Consider the following 21,888-nt stretch of genomic DNA (forward strand, 5'->3'; position numbering starts at 1 on the left):
ATCTTCCGGTTATCCCAGTTCGGTCTGTGAATAATTCAGCTTATATTCCTTGGGGCTCATCCCTGTGTATTTGGAGAACACATGAGTGAAATAGGCGGGTGTCTCAATACCAACGGCTTCCGCGACTTCGAATACTTTACTTGCCGGATTCCGGAGCAGCTTCTTGGCCATGTCAATCCGGTACTTGTTGATCACATCGATGATGGACTCACCGGTGACCTTCTTGTACAGGCGGCTGAGGTAGCTGCTGTTGATATGGATATGGTCGGCAATAATCTGCAGGCTCAGGTTCTGATTGTAGTGCTCTCGTATATATTTCTGGCATTCAATTACGATGTAATTAGGCTGTCTGTCACTCCGCGCCACAGCCCTTGAGCAGCTTAGAATCAGGCGCCCCAGAATATCTGCCAGCAGCTGGATGCTTTTGCTCTCCTGAATCTGCTTATACACGGCGGATTGGCTCTCCTCCATCTCCGGTGCGAAGGGCTGGCTTGTGCTCAGCAAGCGGAAGCAATAGGAGCTGATCAGCAGACAGGCTACCTTCACATTCTCAATCGGCTCTTTAATGCTTCTGTAGTTCTCCAGCAGCTGGTCCAGCTGACGGATGGCCGACTCGCTGTCTCCCTGCTGCAGATGTCCGGCAATCTGCTCGGCGGCATGATGGGGAGGGGCTGCAGGCGTAAGGGCCTGGTTCGCATGAGGGATATATACAGCCACATAATTATCATTATAAAAGCTGCCCTGCAGCGCCTCTCTCGCTTCAAGATAGGCCGTTGACAGCGTTGATATATCCCGGTGCCGCAGGCTGATGCCGATATTGACATGGTATTGCCTGAAGTTCTCCGCCATGGCGAGGATTTCATTGCTGATCGTGAGCAGGGCCTGGGTGGAGACCGCGGTATTGCCGCCGGTCATGGAGACAAGCGCCAGCAGGGTGTTTTTCTCCATGGCCATAATATAAGAGGGATGCTCCCCGAAGGCCAGGGCAAGGAAGTGGCGGATGGAGGCCAGGAAGCGGTAATGGTCATTCGCCGGGCTCCCGGCAGAGCCGTGGGGTCCGGGTATATCTTTTACCTCCATATAGATGGCGAAATAGTCCTCCAGCTGCAGCCCCAGCTCGCTTGAGCGGCTGTACAGACCGGCTTCATCGCTAATCAGGCCATAGACGGCTTCCCGGAGGAATTTTTCGCTGATTTCGGACAGATTATCGTTGATTTTGCTCTCCAGCTGCCGGACCTTCTGCTTCTGCTCCCGTTCTTTTTCCAGCAGCAGCGTGGCTTTTTCAATCGCCCGGGGAATCTGTTCTGTGGGATTGGTCTTGACTACAAAATCGACAACTTCATATTGAATGGCCGTTTGGGCATAAGAGAAGTCCGCGAAGGCCGTAAGTATAATAACCTTCGTCTGCGGAAAGTGCTGGTGCAGATAATCCGACAAGGCAAGGCCATCCATTCCCGGCATGCGGATATCCGTGACAACGATATCGACATCGTAGTAGCCCAGCAGCTCGACCGCCTCCAGCCCGTTCGACGCCTCACAAACAACCTCGCACTCAAGAATACTCCAATCGATGAAGCACTGCAGCCCTTTTTTGATCACAGGCTCATCGTCTACAATCATAACCTTATACATGTGTTAGTTCCCCCTGATCTGCCGGTATATGTAGAGTGACTCTCGCGCCTGCCCCAGGCTCGCTCTCGACCTCAATGCCATAAGGCTCGCCGTAGAGCAGCTTAACCCGTTTATGCGTGTTGATCAGGCCGATATTGTTGTGGCCCTGCTTGCGCATCGTGTCGCTCTCGAAATGATTCCAATTCTTGGGCACATGCTCAAACCCGCTGCCGTTATCGGTGATCTCGAAATAGACCGAATCATTATCGCGGTAAATGCGGATGTTGATGTTTCCTTTGCCGAGCTTCCGCTCCACCCCGTGCACCACAGCATTCTCGACCAGCGGTTCGACACTGAGCTTGGGCAGCAGCAGATTCAGTATGGCCTCATCCTCGATCTGGATCGTGTACTCCATTTTGTCCTCGAACCTTTCCTTCTGCAGATAAAGATAGAATCTGATGAAATCGAGCTCCTGCCGGATCGGGATTTTGGCCAGGCTGTTGGAATAGATGCTTGCCTGCAGCAGCTCAGTGAGGGATGTTACCATTTTGTAAACGGTCTCATCTTTGGACAGCTTTGCCTTATAACCGATGGTAATCAGCGTATTGAACAGAAAATGCGGATTCATCTGAGCCTGCAGAAATTTGAACTCTGACTCTTTGACCAGCAGATGCTTCTCATAGACTTCCTTGATCAGATAATTGATTTCGTCAGTCATGTTGTTGAAGGTAGAGCTGAGCTGGTTGAGCTCTGCATCCTTGAAAGCGGGCATTCTGGTGTTGTAATCCCCTTTCTTGACCTTACGGATACTCCGCAGCAGATCGCGGATAATCCGGGTGAAGCGGAGCGACAGCAGGACACCTACTGCAAGCGAGACGAACGCAATCAGTGCGATAAACCAGATATAATTGTGCATGCTTCCCGATAATTTGGCGAGTACCTGCTTCCTCGGAATGCCGGCAATGAAGGTAAGCCCGGTAGTACCGATGCTGCGGGAAGCGGCCAGATAAGTCTCCTGATTAAGCTTGACCTCACTTACTTCCGTATGATCCCTCAGCGCGAGCACATCGGGAGGAACAGTTGAACCTAATTCCTGCTTACCCGCACTAGAATAGATGACTCCCTGGTTATCAATAATGTAGGCTATGGCACCCGGGTATTCGAGCAGTCCGGCATATTCCTCTGCTAAATCAGCTTCATTCGTGCCGAAGATCAGCACCAGGCGCTGCTCGGGAAGATTAATATTGGACATCACCCGGGTGAAATAGAGCGTGGGATCGCCGGGACTTGGCGTCAGGATTTCTTTGCCGCGGACCATTCTGCCGTTAACCGACTGATAGACTGCGAGATTATTCCGGTTAATCTGCTCAATGTTAGGCGGGGACTTCAGAACGGATACATAGTTGTCGTTATCAAAAAATACATAGGCCGTTGACAGCAGGCTGATATTCCAAGCATTGTTGAACATAAGGCTGTACTTCAAATCCTCTTCCATTTCGCTTTTATTGACGAATTTCTTGTAGAAGTCATCACTCAGCGACATATCGTCGATTAACCAGTTTCTTAACATTTTAGTAGAGAGGAAATGCAGGGAGGTATTATCGATAATTTGAAAGGACTTGTCGATATTGTCGTTGGTCTGGCGGATCAGCAGGGACAGATTATCATTGGCATTCCTCGTTAGAATCTGGGAGATGCTCCAATAGAAGTAGCAGCCGGCGAACGTCATCGGAAGCAGAATTAGCAGGAAGATAATAATGACCATTTTATTTCGTACCGGAATTAGGGAGAAACGTCCGAGTAGGGGACGAAGGCTGATCCGCTTCAGGATATGCTGATTGGACATGTTGGTTGCTCCTTGCTGATGAGTCTGTAGTACAGCCATTATATATTCATTTCTTGGCAGCGAATAGCAGAGCCGGGTGAAATCGGGCCGTTTCCGGCCAGATGGTAAAGAAAACGATACAGAGTTAAAGAAATCTGAAAACCCTTACACCCGCCCCGCTGCCAAATCACATTTGCTCAAGATATTATAAAAGATCATGCGGAAAAACGAATTCATAACTTTTTTTCTATGTTCTACAATGAGAGCTGTAAACAACTGTAATTGGCTGCAGGGTGATACCCTGGCTTAAGCCATCATTCTAAAGGGGGATTTATTGTGCAAAAGTCTTTGTACAAAGCGGGCTGTACCTTAGCAGGCATGCTGATGCTGACCATGTCCATTACGGCATGCGGATCAGGGAATTCAGCAGAGAATAATGGAGCGGCCGCAACGGCAGGCTCAGGAAATGCAGCAGCACCTGCGGCTAAAGCGCCGGTCAAAATTTCTTATCTTACGTTCCGGGTCGGCACGCATGCATCAGCCAAGATGGAGGAAGAGCAGATCAAGCAGTTCAATGCCAAATATGGCAATGAAGTGGAGGTTGTGGTTGAAGAGATTCCAAGTGATGCCGCATACGTGGATAAGATTAAGATTCTGGCAGCCTCCGGGGATGTGCCGGATGTCGTAATGGGCAAGGACGGAATTAATGATGTCCTGATCAAAGGGAATCTTGCAACCCCTTTCAATGATTATTTAGACAAGGATGCGGAATGGAAGGCAGCTATCGGAGAAGATGCACTTGCTTCCAATACCCGGGACGGGAAGATCTGGTCGATCAGCGATCAGAAGCAGAATATCGGCTACTTTTACAATAAAGAAATGTTTGAGAAGGCAGGCATTAAGCCGGCGGAGACTTGGGATGAATTCATGAGCAACAACGAGAAGCTGAAGGCTGCAGGCTTCGTTCCCCTCGCACTGATGACCGGGGAGAATGCCTGGACATCCAACCTGATTCTTGCCGCGATGATCGGTACGAACGGGGAGAACGGCAAGACGTTCATGAACACACTGCACCCTACCGACTTCAATACGCCCGAAATGATTCAGGCGCTTAATATGATGAAGGAGCTGCTGGAGAAGTATACGACGAAGGATGCGCTTGGGGCGGGGTATGCCAATGCAGCGAACGCGTTCAGCCAGGGCAAGGCTGCGATGATTGCCAACGGTCCCTGGATGATTGGAGACTTCAGCGATCCGACCAAATCCAGTGAAGGTTTCGATGCAAAAGTGGGTGTCGCCGCGTATCCGAATAACAGCCTGATTTCCACTTATGAGGTTGGCTATATGATCGGAGCCAAAACGCCGGAAACCCGCGATGCTGCGGAGAAATTCATCAAGTTCAAAACAGGGCTTGAAGGTCAGACCCTCGCTCTTGAATACGGCAATGTTATGCCGGTATCGAGTGAAGTTCAGCCATCAGATGCACTGAAAGAGAAATATCCGATCATGGTCGAATCGATCACAGTCGCTCAAAAGTCACAGCTGCATTACCGGACCCTGGACTCCATCGTCTATCCGAACGTAACAGATGCCTGGAAGAACCTGTATCCGAAGCTGGCAGCGGGCCGGGCAACGGCTGAAGAGATTGCCAAGGAACTGACGGAAATTGCCGCTAAGAATAAATAAAGAGCAGGATAGGCTGGATTTAAGAATCTCTATATAGATTGAACTAAAGATTTTTAGAAAAGGAAGAAGCAGCGGAGGGGGATTTTGGAACTGTAGGAGCGGTAGCAACCGCCTGAAATCTTTCCGAAGGAAAGCTCACTCAGGAAGCATAAGCAGTCACCGGATTTCTACCGCTAGCAGCGGTAATAGAATCAAGAAATCTGGGGGCGGGCAGCGGCCGGAAGTCCAAAACTCACCGTAGTGGCGAGTATTCCTTTTCCAAAAATTCAAGTTCAAACTATATAGTTAAATTCTTAAATTCACTCTATGCAGCTGAGGATTGGGGAGGACCATATGGATGGTTAGGAAAAATAGAGGGTATATCACGCTTTTCCTGCTACCGACTGTAGCATTGTTTATTATTGTCTATGCCGTCTCACTTGTCATTCTGTTCGGCACATCCTTTACGGAATGGTCGGCCGGACGCAGCCCGGTGTTCATCGGTCTCGCTAACTATATCAGGCTGTTCACGGACGATGCCGATTTTCGCCAAAGCGCACTGAATACGGGGATCTGGGTCGTGCTGCAATCTACGGTCCACGTGGCCATCGGCACCCTGTTCGCGGTTATTCTCAGTATGAAGGAATTCTACTGGAAGTTTGCCCGCACGGTGTACATGTTTCCTAATATTATCTCGGGTGCAGCCGTAGGTATGCTGTTCCTGTGCATGCTCAATCCTGAATTCGGTGCGGTGAACAGTATCGTCCGTTTATTCGGCAATGCGGATTACTCCCAGAACTGGTTCATGGATTATGCCACGGCTTTTCTATCCGTTACGATGACCTGGCTGCCGTATGCGGCAGTCGTCACGATTCTCATTCTGGCCGAGATTGCGGCCATTCCGGAAAGTCTGTTCGAATCGGCACGTATCGACGGGGCCAGCAATTTCAAGATCAACCTGTACATCATCATTCCTATGCTGCGCAACATTATCGGGACCTGCGTGATTCTGTCGGGAACAAGCATGCTGCAGAAGATGGATATTATTCTAATGACAACAGGCGGCGGACCCGGCAATCAAACGATGAATTTACCCATTTACATTTACAAAACCGCTCTCATGGACAATAACTTCGGTTATTCCAACTCAGTGGGCGTTTTCCTAATCGGCTTTGGCTTGATCTTTGTCCTGCTATGCCGAAATCTGTTCAGAATAGGCAGCTCCCAAAACTGAATGGAGCGGATGGGGTGAGAATGTTGAAAAAAAGTTTGGGTGTACTTAAGTATGGATTTGTAATCCTGATTGTCCTGTTGTCGCTGGGTCCGTTCCTGTGGGTGCTGCTGGCATCGTTTAAGACGAATGCCGAGATTCTGAGCAATTCCCTCGGCTGGCCAAGCAGCTTCCGCTTCTCCAATTACACGAAGGCCTTCCAGATCGCGCCGATTTCCCGGTTCTACATCAACAGTGTAATTGTAGGGATTTTTGGAACACTGCTCAATCTGCTTCTGCTCGGAATGGCAGCTTATGTACTGGCGCGCTTTCAATTCCGCGGTAAAAAGCTGCTGATGGGAGCCTTCTCCCTCTCGCTGCTGATTCCCGGCGCTGCGATGCTGCAGCCGCTGTACTTAACAGTTAACGCGCTCGGGCTATATGACAAGCTGATCGGACTTATTATTGTCTATACCGGCTTTGGGTTGCCGGTCTCGCTCTACATTCTATCCAGCTACTTCCTTACGATACCCAAGGAGATGGAGGAATCAGCTTACCTGGATGGTGCCAGCTTCATTCAGACCTTCTTCCGGATTATACTGCCGATCTCGAAGCCGGGCTTCGGCACGGCGGGAGTCATGCAGTTCCTGCTCTGCTGGAATGAATTTCAATTCGCGATCATTCTGACGACAGGCAATCAGAGCCGGACCCTGCCGCTGGCGCTCTATTATTTCAAAAGCCAGTTTGCCAGTGATTACGGCGTCATGTTTGCCGCTACGATGGTCGTCATCATTCCGAGTATTGTAGTCTATATCCTGCTGCAGGAGCAGGTAGTATCCGGACTTGCTGCGGGAGCGGTCAAGGGATGACGGAGTTGACGGGAACGCCATGGAAAGATACCGGAGAATTGAGGGGTTGCAGATGAATGAGGAACACCTGTGGTGCCTGAAAGAAAACGGGTATGAGGCCGGACTGCATAAGCATTATGAGGGGCTGTTCACCCAGGGGAACGGCTATATGCATGCCCGTGGAAGCTTTGAAGAGGGATGCAGCGATGCCCCTCAGGATGAGGAATATCTGCGTTTTCCGGATAACGTCACGCTGGAGAAGCCGCGGCATCCGAAGTCCAAGCAGGGGACATTCATCCCGGGCATTGTCGCCCGGCATCCGCTGCTGAAGGAGGAGATTGTTAATCTTCCTTATATGCTGGGGCTTGAATTGCGCTCTGCAGGCGAGAGCCTGGATATGGACCGCTCCCGGATCAGCGGCTACAGACGCTGGCTGGATCTGCGCGATGGAAGCCTTCATCGTACATTGATCTGGGAGACAGCAGAGGGCATGCAGCTACAGTGCACCTTCGAGCGCTACATCAGTATGGCGGATACCCATCTGTGTATCCAGCGCATACAGGTTGAGGTGCTGGCAGGCGAAGGCAGGCTGGAGGCTGCTGCTTCTCTCCGGGGAGATGTACGCACCAATGGGATGAATCATTTTGATAGTGTAGTTCCCACGGCGGAAGTTGGGGGCAGCCTGTCGCTTAAAACGCTGACGGAACAGGGGAACCGGATCTTCATGCACTCTGCGCTGGAAGCCTCTGAAGCGGTGATCTGGCAGGAGGAGAATAGCCAGGTGACGGCTGCGCTCCGGGGTGAATTCGCTGTGCAGACCGGGGACCGGCTGACTGTCAGCAAGCTGACGGCGGTGACCACGGACCGGGATATGGAGGAAGGCGAAGCAGGCAGCAGAGCGCTTGCGCAGCTTAGCCGTGCACGTGAGATAGGCTGGGACCAGCTATATGAACGGCATGCAGCTTGCTGGAAGAGCAAGTGGCAGGGGGCCGATATCCTCATCAAGGGAGATGATCTGGCGCAATTAAATGTCCGCGCTTCACTCTATCATCTGCTTCGTGCCAATGCACCGGAGGATGCCCGGGTGGCGATTTGTGCCAAGGGGTATGCCGGTGAGGCCTATTTCGGACGGTATTTCTGGGACACGGAGATCAACCTGCTGCCCTTTTACCTGCACACCAACCCGCAGGCGGCCCGCAATCTGCTTCTGTTCCGCTACAATACACTGGACGGAGCCAGACGCAATGCGCAGAGTTATGGCTACCGGGGAGCAAGGTATGCCTGGGAGTCCTCGTTAAGCGGGGATGAGCAATGTGCCAACTGGCAGTACGCCGACCATGAAATTCATATAACAGCGGATATAGTGTATGCTCTCTACCATTATGTGCGGGCAACAGGCGATCAAGATTTCCTGGAGCACTACGGCATTGATATTCTGGTGGAGACGGCCCGGTACTGGTGTGACCGGGTAGACTGGAACCGGGAGGAAGTGGGCGAGCTGCTCGGCGTGATGGGACCGGACGAATATCTGCCCTTTACCCGTAACAATGCCTTCACCAACCGCATGGTCAAATTCAGTCTGGAGCAGACCGTAACCTGTCTGGACAGCCTGCAAGGCAGCAAACCGGACAGCTATGCAGCTGCTGTAGAGCGGCTGGGTATTCGCCCGGAGGAACAGGAGCTGTTCCGGCACACGGCGGAGAAGCTGCGGCTGCCCTATGACAGCGGGACGGAAATTGTTCCGCAGTCTGACGATTTTGCTTCTTATGCGGATGTGGATTTTGCCAGGATCTGGACTGACAGATCCAGACCCTTCGGCCACTTCATCTCCCAGGAGCGCAATTACCGCTCCAAGGCGCTTAAGCAGGCGGATGTGCTGGAACTCATGCTGCTGTTCCCGCAGGAATTCTCCAAGGAGCAGCTGAAGGCCTCCTATGATTATTATGAGCCGATCACAACCCATGATTCCTCCTTGTCCGTGGCGGTTCACGGCATTGTGGCCTCCTGGCTGAATCAGCCGGAAGCGGCGGCGAATTTCCTGCAGCGGGTGATGGCTATCGACCTTTCGCTGGAGAAGAAGGGTGCTGCAGAAGGGATTCATATCGCCAATTGCGGCGGCTTGTGGCAGCTGATCGTCTACGGGTTAGCCGGTCTGAAGAGTGCGATGTGGAGCAAGGACATTAAGCTTGAGCCGCGGCTGCCTAAGGGCTGGACGGAGCTGAGCTTCCAGCTTGCCTGGCAGGGGGAGCGCTATCGGATCACGATTCATCCGGATGCTCATGAAGTGCACAAGCTGGAAGGGAGGGGCTATGTTGCGGGCACAACCCTTTGAGGCAGCTATCTTTGATCTGGACGGTGTCATTGTCGATACCGCGAAATTTCACTATCAGGCCTGGAAGCGTCTAGCCGGTGAGCTCGGCTTCGATTTCAGCGAGAGCACCAATGAGCAGCTGAAGGGCGTCAGCCGTATGGAATCGCTTGAACTTCTGCTGCGCTCCGGCGGAATCACAGATCTGACGGCGGAACGTAAGGAGGAGCTGGCTTCCCGCAAAAATGAGTGGTACAAGGAGCTGCTCGATACGCTTACTCCGGGTGATGTATTACCCGGTGTAAGCGGCTTTCTTGGGCTGTTGCGCTCACGCGGAGTCAGAACAGCGATTGCCTCGGCGAGCAAAAATGCTCCGCTGATTCTGGAGAAAGTGAACATCAGACCGCTGTTCGACGCAGTGGCGGACGGGAACACCATCGGCAGGGCGAAGCCGGACCCGGAGGTGTTCCTGCAAGCAGCCAGGCTGCTTGGAGTAGCCCCGGCCGCTTGTTTTGTCTTTGAGGATGCGGACGCCGGTGTAGAAGGGGCGATCCGGGCGGGCATGCGGGTTGTTGGCATCGGAGACGGGGCACTGCTTGGCAGCGCCCACCTTACCATCGCCAGCTTTGAACAGCTTGACCCCGTGTTCCTGCTTAGCCACATTGGTTTGAACGGTCCCTCCGGAAGGGGGGATTGTTCGAATGAGTAATGAGTGGAAAAGCGATGAGCGCATATGCAATGAGCGAGTAAGCGATGAACGAATAAGCGATGAGCTAATAAGCAAAGGGCGAGTAAGTAATAAACGAATAAGTGATGAGACGAATAGCAACGAGCAAAAGAACTATCAGCGAATAAGCAATGAGCCGAACAGTGATGAGCAAAATAGCAATCAGCGTATAAGCGAATTGACGCTGGAGCAGCTGCAGCCGGGCACTCCCCAGGTGCTGCCTGGAGGAGGCTTTGTCACCCTGACGCTTGTTACAGACTCCTTCGGCTCGCACCTACACCTTTTGACTATATCCAATGGCAGGCTTGTATTTACCGTGATACTGGAGCGGGGGATGGACATTGGGGAAATTAGGCTGGATGCGGAGAAAATCAGCTGGGAGCGTGAAGAGCGGTACCTGCTCCATCCGGATCATGTAGATCTATCCGACAATGAGCATTCGGGCTGGGATTCAGGCTTCTATGCAGCGGTGGCTGCCATTGGGCCGGAAATATTCGGTACCCCGGATGAGGTAAGAACCGTCCACGGGACGGGGTCCTATTCCCCGGCGCTGCCGGAATCGGTGCGGCTGACCTGGGATGAGCAGCAGATCTGCCTGGAGGGTAATGTTCCGGTAAGGGGATACGGGCCCTTGCCTGTGTATGCCAAAACAGTCCGGATCGTAACCCGCTACGGGGCAGCCAACCTGTTCCGGGAAGACACGGTACGGAATTTAACGGAGGTTGCGCAGCCAGTGGATGACGGGTACCATATTCAGCTGGCGGGAGCGTATATGACGGGTGGGGGGAGTTATATCCTGCCGGTCTCCACCGCAAAAATGCTGCTCCGCGACTCTGCCCCGCCTGAGGTGGACCCGTTAACCATCTACGATTCCGAAACCAGGCTGGAACCGATCCGCTGTTATCAATACGTTCCTGAGCCGGTAGAGGGGCTTGCGGATCTGCCGCAGGTCCGGGACTATTGCGCAGATGGGGGCGGGGAGCAGCTCACGGCCGAGATGCTGGTGAACGCCGGGCAGGATACGGCTGCCTATGTCATTCGTTCCCTGCAATGTTATCCCCGGTCACTAATCGCCAAGCGGGCGGTCACTGACCGGATGTATGCGCTAGAGCCTTGCAAGACCAGACCCAATTCACTGGAGCAAAAAACGATAGACGGCGAAGTGGTCTATATCGGCCCCCGCGGCCAGAGCATCGGCTGGATCATCATCGGGGCTTCGCGTGATCCGAAGGAAATCACAACCCTTGCGCACATGATCCGTAGCGCAGCAAAGTAATGGGTGTATGCCGGGAGCGCAGACACCGTTCACTTTCAAATGAAACTAGAAATAACCAGCCGCCGGTAGATTTCGGGCGGCTGGTTATTTTTTTGGTTTCTGCCAGGTTCGGCTTCTGCTCAAAGGTTACTTGCTTAGACAGCTGCTGCGAGATATGTCAGGCCAAATGTATGCGAAAAACCGAATACAATGTGCTACTGGGAAGGTGTCAGGGCCGAATGTATGCGAAAAACCGAACACAATGTGCTACTGTGAAGGTATCAGTGCCGATTGTATGCGAAAAATCGAATACAATGTGCTACTGGGAAGGTGTCAGGGCGAATGTATGCGAAAAACCGAACACAATGTGCTACTGTGAAGGTGTCAGGGCCTAATGTATGCGCAAAAACCGAACACAATGTGCTCCAGCGAAGGTAACCGGGCCAAATGTATGCGAAAAACCGAATACAATATGCTCTAGCGAAGGTATCAGTGCCGATTGTATGCGAAAAACCGAATATAATGTGCTACCGTGAAGGTAACTAGACCAAATGTATGCGAAAAACCGAATACAATCGCAATGTGCTGCTGCGAAGGTGTCAGGGCCGAATGTATGCGAAAAACCGAACACAATCGCAATGTGCTGCTGCGAAGGTGTCAGGGCCGAATGTATGCGAAAAACCGAACACAATGTGCTACCGCGAAGGTGTCAGGGCCGAATGTATGCGAAAAATCGAATACAATGTGCTGCTGCGAGGGTATCAGGACCGATTGTATGCGAAAAACAGAATACAATGTGCTGCTGCGAAGGTTTAGGACCGATTGTATGCGAAAAACCGAATACAATGTGCTTCTGTGAAACTACAGGCGAATAATTGCAGGATAAACAAAAGGCGCTCCCCCGGATACAGTTCCAGGGGGTGCGCCTTGTTTATGCCTTGCAGAGCCGGCAATATCCGCTTCCGCGCAAAGCCTATTTCAAATAATTCAGCAGAATCTGCACAGCTTCTGCACGGGTGGCGGCAGCCTTCGGAGCAAAGGTTCCATCCGCCCGTCCGTTCACGAAGCCAAGCGAAGCGGCTGCGGCTACCTGATCCGCTGCCCAGCCGGAGATGTCCGCAGCATCCTTCATAGAAGTGATGTCTACAGCGGCCGGGATTGCACCATGCTGGAGCTTATAAGCCCGCATCAGAATGACAGTCATCTCTTCGCGGCTGATCTCTGCATTCGGCTGGAAGGACACCGGACTCCGTCCGGTAATCAGCCCTGCCTGCACCATGCCGGATAGAAAATCCCTGTACCAGGCATCTTGCGGAACATCAGCGAATGCGATGCTGCCACTGCTGTCGATGTTCCCGCTGGTGCCGCTGCCGCCGTTCCTGCTGTCGTTCCCGCTGCCACTGCTGTCGCCGTTCCCGATGCCGTTGCCGCTGGTGTCGCTGTCGCCATTCCCGCTGGTGCCCATGCCGTCGTTCCCGATGCCGTTGCCACTATTGCTACCGCTGCCGCCCAGCTGCAGCGCACCGGCCATCAGCTGCACGAATTCAGCCCGGGTAATATTCCGGCCCGGCTGATAAGCCTGCTCCGAGATTCCCTTGATCAGATGTTTCGCAGACAGCTCACGTAAGGCTTCGAAGGCCCAGTGTGTAAGCGGAACATCGCTGAATTGCTTGGAATACTCCAGCAGCGCGTATGTGCCGCTGCCGTCAAGAAGTCCCGTCAGCCCGCCCGCTTCAGCTGCTCCGCCCAGATAAGTGAGTGTACCGTCACTGCCCACACGGTACAGGCCAAGCAGCCTCGAGTCAAGTCCATCCGCTGGCCAGCTGACGCTTACCGGAACCGGATAATCCTCCAGATGGAGCGCTGTCCCGTCTGCCCTTACCAGACTCAGGTCATAATCCATCAGCTTTCCTGCCAGCGCTACGCCAGCTTCTGTCTTCAGCTTCGCAGCATCCAGTGTCTTAGGCTGCGCCTTCAGCACAATCTTGGCACCGCTGCTCCCGCCAGCAGGCAGGGCTTCGGCCAGCTGCTTCAGCAGCTCCGGCGCCAGTACCAGCTCTATTCCGTCTCCCTGTATACGCAGGGAATGGGTTCCCAGCAGCGTCCCGGCATTCACCGGAAGCTCAACCGCAGCCGCTTGACCTACCTGCACTGTAACCACACCGTTCACCGCAGGGCTGCTCAGCTGAGTGGCAGTAATGACTGCAGCCGAAGGACTCGGCGTTGCGTTAGCCTGTGGTGTTGCCGCAGGCTTCGCCGTAGATGACGGCGGACTTGTTGCTGTCACCGGCGGGTCCGTTGGTGTCGCCGGAGGATCTGTTGGTGTTACCTGCCGACGGCTGACAGTCAGCTCAATCGTCTCTGTAGGGACCGCATCCACATAAGCATACTCCCCGATCATACGGGTGTTCATGACCTCAACCTTGTATGCCCCCGCATCAGATATAGCAGCCTTATCCAGTGTCAGACTGCTCCCGGCCGCACCGTCCAGCACAAGATCGTTCTTCAGCCAGCGGTAGCTAAGCTCTCCATACACAGAATTGGCTACAACGTTAAAGGTAACTGAAGCCCCTTCCTTTACCGGATTTACACTTGCCGTGAACGACTGGATCACCGGAATTTCATGTGCCGGATAGACCTTGAGCACCAGCTCTGTTCCGGTGATACGTTCCGGATTCACCTCCGCTTTGCCGGTCAGCACCACACGGTACTGTGTTCCGTCATCTTCCATTCCCGGCGTGAAACGGTATACTGCACCGGTAACACTCGTTAGCGGCAGCCAATCGCCGCTGTCCGGCCGCTTCATTTCCCAGCCAATAGAATCCACGTCACCTGTTGCATTAACAAGCAGCGTCAAGGGTTCACCCTCAACGGCGTCCATGTCAGAAGGTAAATCTACCGCGAAGGCAGGGGTAATCCACTCTACTGCAGCCGGGAGCACTTGCAATATATATTCCTGCTCGCCGGTTAAGCCGCTATCGTCTGCCACAACCGCCTTATAACGGTAGCCGCTCATCGCTTCCGTCAACGCCGCCAGCGTCAGGCTGTCGCCCGAACCGACCGGCTCGCCATAACCATAGCCATCGCCCTTGTCGAGGTACCAAGTGAAGGACAGTGTTCCTTCACCTTTACCAGCGGTGCGGAGCATACCGTCCTGCCCCGCCCGCATCAAGCCTTCACTGACAATCTGCACCTCCGGCGCCTTTTGGTTCCATTTCGCCGTCAGCGTCATTACACCCGGCACGGTCTGATTGGCAAAATCCCATTTTTCTGAATCGTTGTACCAGCCCTCCAGCACATAACCTTTATTCATTACGGCCGGAGCAGTTAACTGCTCGCCGTATGCAGCCTGAACGACTGTCTGTCCCGGACTTCCGCCATTCGCGTCAAAAGTAATATCATAGCGCCCGTTCAGCTCGGTCAGAGCACTGATTTCACTATTGCTGAGGTTACGGACTTCAATTTTCATCCGCTGGTTATCCTTTGCCTGATCATCCGCTACTCTTACTGCTGCACCGTCACTCTTGGACGCTCCTTCTACAGTGATTACTTTATTATTGCTTTTGTTAATGATCTTGTAGTAATCTCCGTCTTTCTCCAGCTTCCACTGCTGCGTATCCGGTATCGTCCCGGAAGCTTTCGTATTCTGACACAGCTGCTGGATTGCTGAACCGGGAAGAATGTCGAGCACATGGCCGCTTTGGACCGACTGAATCTGGTAATAGCCTGTGCCGAGATCCAGGAATCTCCACAGCTGATTATTACCGTCACCGTTGGACCACTGGTTAATCACCGCCAGCGGATCACTGGAGACTCTGTCCACATCCAATGCTTTTCCGCTGTGCTTGGGCTGGATTTTAACCATTTTCTCCGGAATGATCTTGCCCGCAATCGAGCTCATGAATCCGCCGCTCGTCTTATCAATCGTGAGACTGTCGACATTGAATCTGCCGGTATCTCCTTGTTCGCGGATGAATTCAATCGTATTCTTGCCGGCTTTGAGATGCACGGACTCCGTACTGTTAGCCCAGATATCCCAACTCGTTGTCGGAGTTAAGGACACTTGCTTGATTCTCTGTCCGTTTACCATCATTGACATGGTGATATTCGAGCTTTGTACGCCGGAATACCGCAATGTCGACGTATAGTCAGCCGTATTTGGGACATTTACTTCAAACTTCAGCGCGTCTCCGATCTGCTCGAATCCGCCTACGAACCCGTTGCCCTCATACCATAAATGATCCCTGACAACCTTGAGGCTTCCTTGCCGGGTGGCATCTTCTGCCTGATACCTCCATGGCGTACGCTTGTTAAGATGAATACTGTCCATATTTAGAATGCCGGAGTTTCCTGTTTCATTCTTATAAGTAATCGTGTTTTTACCCGCCTTCAGGCTTAACGTGTCAAGCTGCTCCTTCCAGACGGTAAGTCCGCCGGTAGAAGGGAGGGTAATATTCTTAATCTTCGTGCCGTTCAAATACAGGCCATAGGTTGAACCTGCAGCTTCTTTGGCAAATCTCAGCTTCACATCATAAGAGGCCGCATTCTCAACATTTACCGAGAACTCCACGGACGAACCCGCTTTGGACAGCCCGGTGACATAACCGGTTCCCAGGTTGCCGTCTTTGGCGTAAACAACTGCAGCATCGTTCCCGCCAGTCAGCTTGGCATCTTCTGCTCCATAATGCCAGGTAGTTGCTTCTGTTACGGTTATAAAGTCCAGATTGACGTTGCCGGTATCGCCTTCGTCATATTTATAAGTGATCGTATTTTCCCCTTCTTGAAGGAAAACATTATCATAGCGGTCGGCCCAGCGGTCCCAGCTTTTTAGGCTGAAGAAATCGACCTGCTTAAGCTTTTGCCCGTTCACATACATAGTCAGCGTCCGGTCATCGTTGAATCCCAGGCTGTAGCCCAGCTTAACCGAATAGCTGCCGGCAGCAGCGGCATTTACTTTGAAGGAAACTGCAGAGCTAGAGGTCCAGAGTCCTCCGGCAAATCCCGTTCCACTGTAACCCGGATGATCTGCGTCGGCCTTTGCATTGCCGGACAGCATTGCATTTTCTGCTTCATACAAGGTGCTGCGCTTGATAATCATGGCATCCAGAGCCAAAGCACTCTTGCCGGACAGGCGGATTGTGTTGCTTCCGGCGTTAAGCGGAAGGTTATAAACGGATTTCAGATCGAAATTCGCCTCAAATCCGGCATTCGAAGGGAAGGAAAGATCGCGGGTTGCTCCCCCATTAACGCCTAATTTCATGGTAACCGGATTCGCGGTGTTATTGTTGTATCTGAAATCCAGCGAGTAGGTCCCGCCAGCAGTAGTGTTTACTGTAAACTCTATATAGTCATTAGTGCTGCTGTTATTGTATTTTTGATATACGCCGCCCGAAGCATAAGCCGTTCCTCCGGGGATTCTCGCTACTCCCGACAGCTTTGCCTCCTCGGCTTCATAGATTTCGCTTCGCTCTTCTCCGGAAGGTCTGTTCAGGACTGTGCCGGGGTTGGAAGGAATGCCAAGATTGATGAAATCATCATCATCCCAGTGAATCCGCTGCGCTCTTATACCTCGGTTCCCGCCGCCTTGCCCGTGGGTCGGTATGCCGTGATACAGAATCCAATCCTCGCTGTCGTCTTCGGACTTCAGGAACAGGGGAGAGCCGGGGCCATACGAGCTGTTCTCATCCGATCTTTTCATCACAGGCTCAGGATATTTGACCCATGAATCCGCATTCATCACATCCGAGGATGCATCCGCAACGGATACGCCAACTGCATAGTTATCATTCATAAAGCTGCTGGCCGAGTAGGCAAAATAAATTTTACCGTTTCTCTCGACTACCGCAGCGCCTTCGTTGATATTATCGTTTTTCTTTTCCCAATCATATTCCGGTTTGGCCACCGTACCTTCCGGGCCCTCCAGGGTCCACGGGTTCTTCATTTTGACAATCGTCGGACTTTCATCGAATTTCGTATTCTCAGGGTTCTGCGGGTCCTCGAAATAATAGTATTTGGTATAGGTGAAGTAGGGTTCCCCTTTAATCGTAACCACGCCGCAGGCCAAACCGTAGCCTTCCGTGTTCAGCAGTCCCTGCTTGACCGTAACCTGGCCGTCGCTGTCTTCATTGGCAGATTCGCCCTTCAGCTCCCAGGTTCCTTCAAAAGGATCGGGTGATGTGTTCTCCAGAACGTAGGAGCTTGGATGCCCATATCCGAAGCTGTCCTCCGGGCCGGAAGAGAAATACAGATACCACTTGCCGTCCAGCCGGTAGACATATGGACCCCACACATAGCCGAAGTTATCGGGCTTCTTCCAGACCACTTTGCTTTTGGCCGTAGATACGCCGAGAATGGTTTCATGCCTCTTCAAGGTGATGTTATTATCGCCTGAAGATGCAGAATAGTAATAACCATCAGCAGCCCTGGCCACGGTAGGATCAGCACCGCCCATAAGCGGGTTAACGTAATTAGAAGTTACATCCGCGTAAGAGATGCCTGACAGCAGTAAAGAAAGTATCAACACCAGGGGGAGCAGCTTTGAGCTTTTTTTCCTCATATGAATCTCCTTTTCTAAGCAATTTCTGAGCATTTTGACAAAAGTTATGTTCACTTGCCCTCCTCCGCAAAGATATGACCCTGCTTTTTTTGAAACCGCTTACCAATAATTGCAGCGCTACGCATCCATTATAAAATAAGAGCGGAACTGTTTTTCCGCATCATGTTTTGCGATATTTTGAGGGATTGGCTTAGCCGGAGAAGGAGCGGGGAGAGCAGCCTGGTGTTCTTGCTATATTTTTAGCTTTCTTATGTTATTTTGACGCTGTATAATTACGCAACAAATGTTTACATTCTTTGTATAATCATAGTGGGAAAAACTGAGAGAAAAATGAAGTTGACTGGAAGCCAGATTCGGATAAAAAAAGTGTTGGCTAAAGTGAAAAAAGCTCTTGCAGGAATGATGGTTGTAGTTGGGTTAGCGGTTTCTTCCGTTTCTTCTTCACATGCCCATGCGGCAGCGGATAAGCTGCAAATTAAGATTGACGGTGTTGTAATTTCCTACGATACGGGCGCCGAGGTCAAAAACAATCATACGATGGTTCCTCTGCGTGTAATCAGCGAGAATCTGGGAGCCAAGGTCGCCGGGACTAACTCTGAAATTATTCTTACCAAGAACATGACCCAAGTGAAATTGAAACCGGACAGCGGTACCGTGACGATTTTTCATTCAGAAGCCTTTGGCTGCCAGGTTGATTTCAAAAGTCCGACAATTACTGTCAATACAGCTGCCAAGAATGGTTTCCTGCAAATTATCAGTAATACAATTGTATAGTTAATCATCAGCTATGGAGGTCCAGTCATGAGTGAGATTGCAGAAACGGACCTCTTTGGGCTACCGCATGATCACTCGGAGAACAACAGCCCATACAATTAGCGGTCTGTTGTTCGGGTTAGGCATGATTGTTATTATATCGAGTCAATCTGTTCTTGTATTGAGGTTATGGGATTAACGCAATAATTGTTGTTTCTGATTTAGATAACATAAAGTTAACTTTTTTCATAAATAATGTTATTTTTATGTCATTCATTGCTTCAAATGCTCTGATATAATTTCTGCTAGGTAGGCAAAAAAGGGGAATATAGTGTTCAAAAATGAACTTGTGTAGTAACAACTTAACCGAAAAAAATACCGTGAGTACATGGTGATATAAAAACGATGGAACTGGGAGACTTTAATCCATACGGGGGGATGAGATATGAAAAAAACATTAATGGCTTGTATGATGATAATGTTGATGCTGGCATCGGCTTGCGGAAATGTTGAAACGACATCAAATCCAAATACTTCTAGTGAACCTAAAGCTGAAACGGAAGAGTCTATTATTCCAAAAAACACATCCGAATATTGTACTGATGACCGTATAAATTTGGATAGTGAAACTGAAAAATATTTCTATGGAACTTGGAAAGTTGAGAAGCATTTAGGATTTGCCAATTCATATAATGATGCTTCTGAATATCCAACAGGGCAAAAATTTATCGGGGATGAACTTGTAATCGAAAAAGACTTTTTTTCATCAAAAGGACTAAAAAAGTATAAGAAATATCAATATGAACTAAAAAATCCAGTATATCAGATTACAGAAGCATGCTATAACTCGGACTCTTTTTATAGATCGTACAAAATACTTATCCCAGACTTAAATATAAATGATGAAGTAAAAGTCATAGATATAAGTGACCCTTCTACAAAACTTAGAATACCTGTAAGTGTAACTTTTTTTGTTGTTAATAACGATAGGGTTATCTTGTTATCAGAGGCAACTATTTTTGAGCTAAAAAAATTACTGATTAAATGAATTAAGATTATATTTTCCAAACAAGAAAGGTCAGCCTTTAGGCTGACCTTTCTTGTTTATGCCCTAAAACAATTAAACTATAGTGTATATACTGGATACTTGTGAGTATACTTCATGCCTGTACAAAATAAAGTTGCTTCATCATTTCTTCGTCTTTGTAAATTTCTATCGTATGAAAATGCTTTGCTGACCAATCTTGAACAAGTATCAATTTCATTTGTTGAAAGTGGGCCATTAAAAGATGGATATATTTGCTGATATGCAAGCATAGCTTGAACATCACCGGTTGCTAGCACCCCGGAACCTCCATTAAAAGTGAATGAAACAAGTGCATCAAACTGAGATTGTGAAAATGTATGACCATTAGGGGGTACTAAATTATTTACAGCCTTTATAGCTTTTGCAGTATCCTCAGTAAAAAAAGTATTTGCCTTAGACTGAGAAATTGGTGATGTATAACCGAGGCTCAAAGAGCTTGATAGAGCATCAGCTTGTGCTTGGGTAAGAAGGGAATCATTTGCATTACCTGTTGTATTTTTAGTATATGTTTTAGTATTTGTTATCAAATGACCCCATCCAACAGTTGGAAACCCATAAAGATCTCCATAAAATTTCAAGGAAAATCCCTCATACGATTTGATAATGTTTGCTCCACTGGTGCCTAAAGAAAAATTCGACATATTAATCACTCCTGAAATTAAGATTAGGAGAAGAGCAATAGGAGGAATCATAGACAGAGCGCCATTCCCAAGTTTTCTGCAATGCCGTATTGTCTTCACAGTATATAAAGAGAAATGAGTTTCTTTTTTTACAACCACTCTCCATATTTTATTTCAATTCACTAATATTAAAAGTTTGTATAACCTCTATCATTTTGACATAGAGTTCCTGTTTTAAATCATCCCGATAATCGGCGGGTACTTGTCGCAAGGAGGCTTTGATCTTTGGTGTGAAAGATTCTAAGACCTGTAATGTTGCCTCCTGATCGTGGTATTGCTGAGCTTGAACTAAAAGTTGGGCCCACATAAAATCACCGCTTTACGTTTTTTTGTATTTCATTCTTCAAGTCAATGTTACCCTTCCTCATAATTCATTCCCCTTCCGTTATCAAGCTGCGCAGTTTAGATAGAGCTTTTAAGCGGTGTTTCGAGACATTTTGTTGGGATACTCCCATTAATCCGGCTATTTCCTTGTCATTTAGTGCTTGTACGTAAGCAAAAGATAAAATCTGTTGTTGTTGTGCTGAGAGAGATTCATAAGCTTGATAAAGTGAGTGATCCGTAATGTGATCTTTTAAATTTGGTGGCACAGATTCTGAATCATGAACAGTAAGTAAGACAGATTCCAGGTTTTCATCGTTGTCCAAAGTCAGCGGGAATCGGCTGTCCTTCATTCGTCTCTTTTTGTCATAATTGATAGAGTTATAATGAATAAGATTGGCCATATACTTGATAAAACGACGATTTACCTCATCATCCTTATTCAATATAAGCCCCCCTTCTTTATGGAGAGATTGCTGCTATGCTGCGCTCCCATTAAGCAGCCATACATATTAGGCAGCACCATAAAAAAAGAATCGGCATACGGATACGCCAGTTCTTGAAATAGTCTGCACTTGGTGACAGCGGCGCCGGTACTCCGCCAACAAAGAAGAAAATAAGCAAAACTTATAAGATATTTACTTAATTTTAGTTCTCATAAAAAAAGTACAGTTAAATCAGATCGATTCAACAGTACAAGGTTTTTGAACTATGCCATCTAGACTACGATCTCTACGCCAACGGGAATCCCTGCAACTGTTAAAATAGTAGTTAACGGATCTAACGGCATTTTTGTCTGCGAACCATAGCTTATTATTGTTGCCATCTATCATCACTCCATTTCAAAGGTATTCGATATTATATTGTGAACCGCAATGATAGAGTGGACTAAGCTCCTGATGATTATATACATTTAATCGCTATTGCTGTTCTTGCAGGCGGCAGCGAAAAACTCAGGTAAACGCTTCACTTAATCTTAAGTTTGGTAAGTATATTCATTAAGAAACGACTGTTATCATAACTTTGTGAGGGGATAAGCAGG

At 49.7% G+C, this 21,888-nt stretch carries 14 protein-coding genes; 8 read left to right on the forward strand and 6 right to left on the reverse strand.

All coding sequences use genetic code 11. The features are described from left to right. Positions 1–9 precede the first annotated feature (9 nt). Both NYE33_RS15205 and NYE33_RS15210 read right to left on the reverse strand, forming a co-directional pair. Positions 10–1,632 (reverse strand): response regulator, encoded by a 1,623-nt coding sequence (locus NYE33_RS15205; protein ID WP_042138965.1) that lies wholly within the window; start codon positions 1,630–1,632, stop codon positions 10–12. Then, positions 1,625–3,457, reverse strand: coding sequence for a cache domain-containing sensor histidine kinase (locus NYE33_RS15210; protein ID WP_341066424.1), 1,833 nt, complete (start codon positions 3,455–3,457; stop codon positions 1,625–1,627). The genes NYE33_RS15205 and NYE33_RS15210 overlap by 8 nt, the downstream gene beginning before the upstream one ends. A 315-nt stretch (positions 3,458–3,772) precedes the next feature. On the opposite strand from NYE33_RS15210, the gene NYE33_RS15215 reads away from it, so the two are divergent. The 6 genes from NYE33_RS15215 to NYE33_RS15240 all read left to right on the forward strand — a co-directional run bounded on the left by NYE33_RS15215 (position 3,773) and on the right by NYE33_RS15240 (position 11,470). Then, on the forward strand, positions 3,773–5,122 hold the full coding sequence (locus tag NYE33_RS15215) for an ABC transporter substrate-binding protein (protein WP_197072964.1): 1,350 nt from the start codon (positions 3,773–3,775) through the stop codon (positions 5,120–5,122). A gap of 337 nt (positions 5,123–5,459) precedes the next feature. After that, positions 5,460–6,335, forward strand: a complete 876-nt coding sequence (locus NYE33_RS15220; protein WP_042138964.1) for a carbohydrate ABC transporter permease — start codon at positions 5,460–5,462, stop codon at positions 6,333–6,335. A gap of 20 nt (positions 6,336–6,355) precedes the next feature. After that, positions 6,356–7,180, forward strand: coding sequence for a carbohydrate ABC transporter permease (locus NYE33_RS15225; RefSeq protein ID WP_039308352.1), 825 nt, complete (start codon positions 6,356–6,358; stop codon positions 7,178–7,180). Positions 7,181–7,232: 52 nt separating this feature from the next. Continuing rightward, the gene (locus NYE33_RS15230) at positions 7,233–9,491 is read left to right on the forward strand and encodes a glycoside hydrolase family 65 protein (RefSeq protein ID WP_341066426.1); all 2,259 of its coding nucleotides are present in this window, start codon (positions 7,233–7,235) and stop codon (positions 9,489–9,491) included. Further along, positions 9,469–10,176, forward strand: a complete 708-nt coding sequence (gene pgmB, locus NYE33_RS15235) for a beta-phosphoglucomutase (RefSeq protein WP_341066427.1) — start codon at positions 9,469–9,471, stop codon at positions 10,174–10,176. The genes NYE33_RS15230 and pgmB overlap by 23 nt, the downstream gene beginning before the upstream one ends. After that, complete coding sequence (locus NYE33_RS15240) at positions 10,169–11,470, forward strand: DUF4432 family protein (protein ID WP_341066429.1); 1,302 nt, start codon at positions 10,169–10,171, stop codon at positions 11,468–11,470. The genes pgmB and NYE33_RS15240 overlap by 8 nt, the downstream gene beginning before the upstream one ends. Positions 11,471–12,422: 952 nt before the next feature. Here NYE33_RS15240 and NYE33_RS15245 read toward each other — a convergent pair. Further along, complete coding sequence (locus tag NYE33_RS15245) at positions 12,423–18,005, reverse strand: CBM35 domain-containing protein (RefSeq protein ID WP_341066431.1); 5,583 nt, start codon at positions 18,003–18,005, stop codon at positions 12,423–12,425. 378 nt (positions 18,006–18,383) lie between these two features. Here NYE33_RS15245 and NYE33_RS15250 point away from each other — a divergent pair, with 378 nt between their 5' ends. Together NYE33_RS15250 and NYE33_RS15255 are read left to right on the forward strand one after the other, a co-directional pair. Further along, entirely contained in the window at positions 18,384–18,779 is a 396-nt protein-coding gene (locus NYE33_RS15250) for a copper amine oxidase N-terminal domain-containing protein (RefSeq protein WP_179093528.1), read from the forward strand. 424 nt (positions 18,780–19,203) lie between these two features. Further along, positions 19,204–19,806: a hypothetical protein gene (locus NYE33_RS15255; protein ID WP_076244534.1), complete on the forward strand. Its 603-nt coding sequence runs from the start codon at positions 19,204–19,206 to the stop codon at positions 19,804–19,806. 77 nt (positions 19,807–19,883) lie between these two features. On the opposite strand, the gene NYE33_RS15260 is transcribed toward NYE33_RS15255, so the two are convergent. From NYE33_RS15260 to NYE33_RS15265, 3 genes are all read right to left on the reverse strand, one after another. Continuing rightward, positions 19,884–20,486: a lysozyme gene (locus NYE33_RS15260; protein ID WP_336102513.1), complete on the reverse strand. Its 603-nt coding sequence runs from the start codon at positions 20,484–20,486 to the stop codon at positions 19,884–19,886. A gap of 148 nt (positions 20,487–20,634) precedes the next feature. Continuing rightward, complete coding sequence (locus NYE33_RS36530) at positions 20,635–20,832, reverse strand: helix-turn-helix domain-containing protein (RefSeq protein WP_418793968.1); 198 nt, start codon at positions 20,830–20,832, stop codon at positions 20,635–20,637. A 64-nt stretch (positions 20,833–20,896) separates the two neighbouring features. Continuing rightward, a complete protein-coding gene (locus tag NYE33_RS15265) occupies positions 20,897–21,292 on the reverse strand; it encodes a sigma-70 family RNA polymerase sigma factor (RefSeq protein WP_076244538.1) in 396 nt (131 codons plus the stop codon). Between the last annotated feature and the right edge of the window lie 596 nt (positions 21,293–21,888).

Source organism: Paenibacillus sp. FSL R10-2199, assembly GCF_038000235.1.
Classification (GTDB): Bacteria; Bacillota; Bacilli; order Paenibacillales; family Paenibacillaceae; genus Paenibacillus_AQ; species Paenibacillus_AQ phytohabitans.

Bases quoted from the DNA above. Each gene is read 5' to 3' on its own strand.
- NYE33_RS15205 (WP_042138965.1), bottom strand. From the start codon at position 1,632: ATGTATAAGGTTATGATTGTAGACGATGAGCCTGTGATCAAAAAAGGG.
- NYE33_RS36530 (WP_418793968.1), bottom strand. From the start codon at position 20,832: ATGTGGGCCCAACTTTTAGTTCAAGCTCAGCAATACCACGATCAGGAG.
- NYE33_RS15245 (WP_341066431.1), bottom strand. From the start codon at position 18,005: ATGAGGAAAAAAAGCTCAAAGCTGCTCCCCCTGGTGTTGATACTTTCT.
- NYE33_RS15240 (WP_341066429.1), top strand. From the start codon at position 10,169: ATGAGTAATGAGTGGAAAAGCGATGAGCGCATATGCAATGAGCGAGTA.
- NYE33_RS15225 (WP_039308352.1), top strand. From the start codon at position 6,356: ATGTTGAAAAAAAGTTTGGGTGTACTTAAGTATGGATTTGTAATCCTG.
- NYE33_RS15255 (WP_076244534.1), top strand. From the start codon at position 19,204: ATGAAAAAAACATTAATGGCTTGTATGATGATAATGTTGATGCTGGCA.
- NYE33_RS15260 (WP_336102513.1), bottom strand. From the start codon at position 20,486: ATGTCGAATTTTTCTTTAGGCACCAGTGGAGCAAACATTATCAAATCG.
- NYE33_RS15210 (WP_341066424.1), bottom strand. From the start codon at position 3,457: ATGTCCAATCAGCATATCCTGAAGCGGATCAGCCTTCGTCCCCTACTC.
- NYE33_RS15220 (WP_042138964.1), top strand. From the start codon at position 5,460: ATGGTTAGGAAAAATAGAGGGTATATCACGCTTTTCCTGCTACCGACT.
- NYE33_RS15230 (WP_341066426.1), top strand. From the start codon at position 7,233: ATGAATGAGGAACACCTGTGGTGCCTGAAAGAAAACGGGTATGAGGCC.
- pgmB (WP_341066427.1), top strand. From the start codon at position 9,469: ATGTTGCGGGCACAACCCTTTGAGGCAGCTATCTTTGATCTGGACGGT.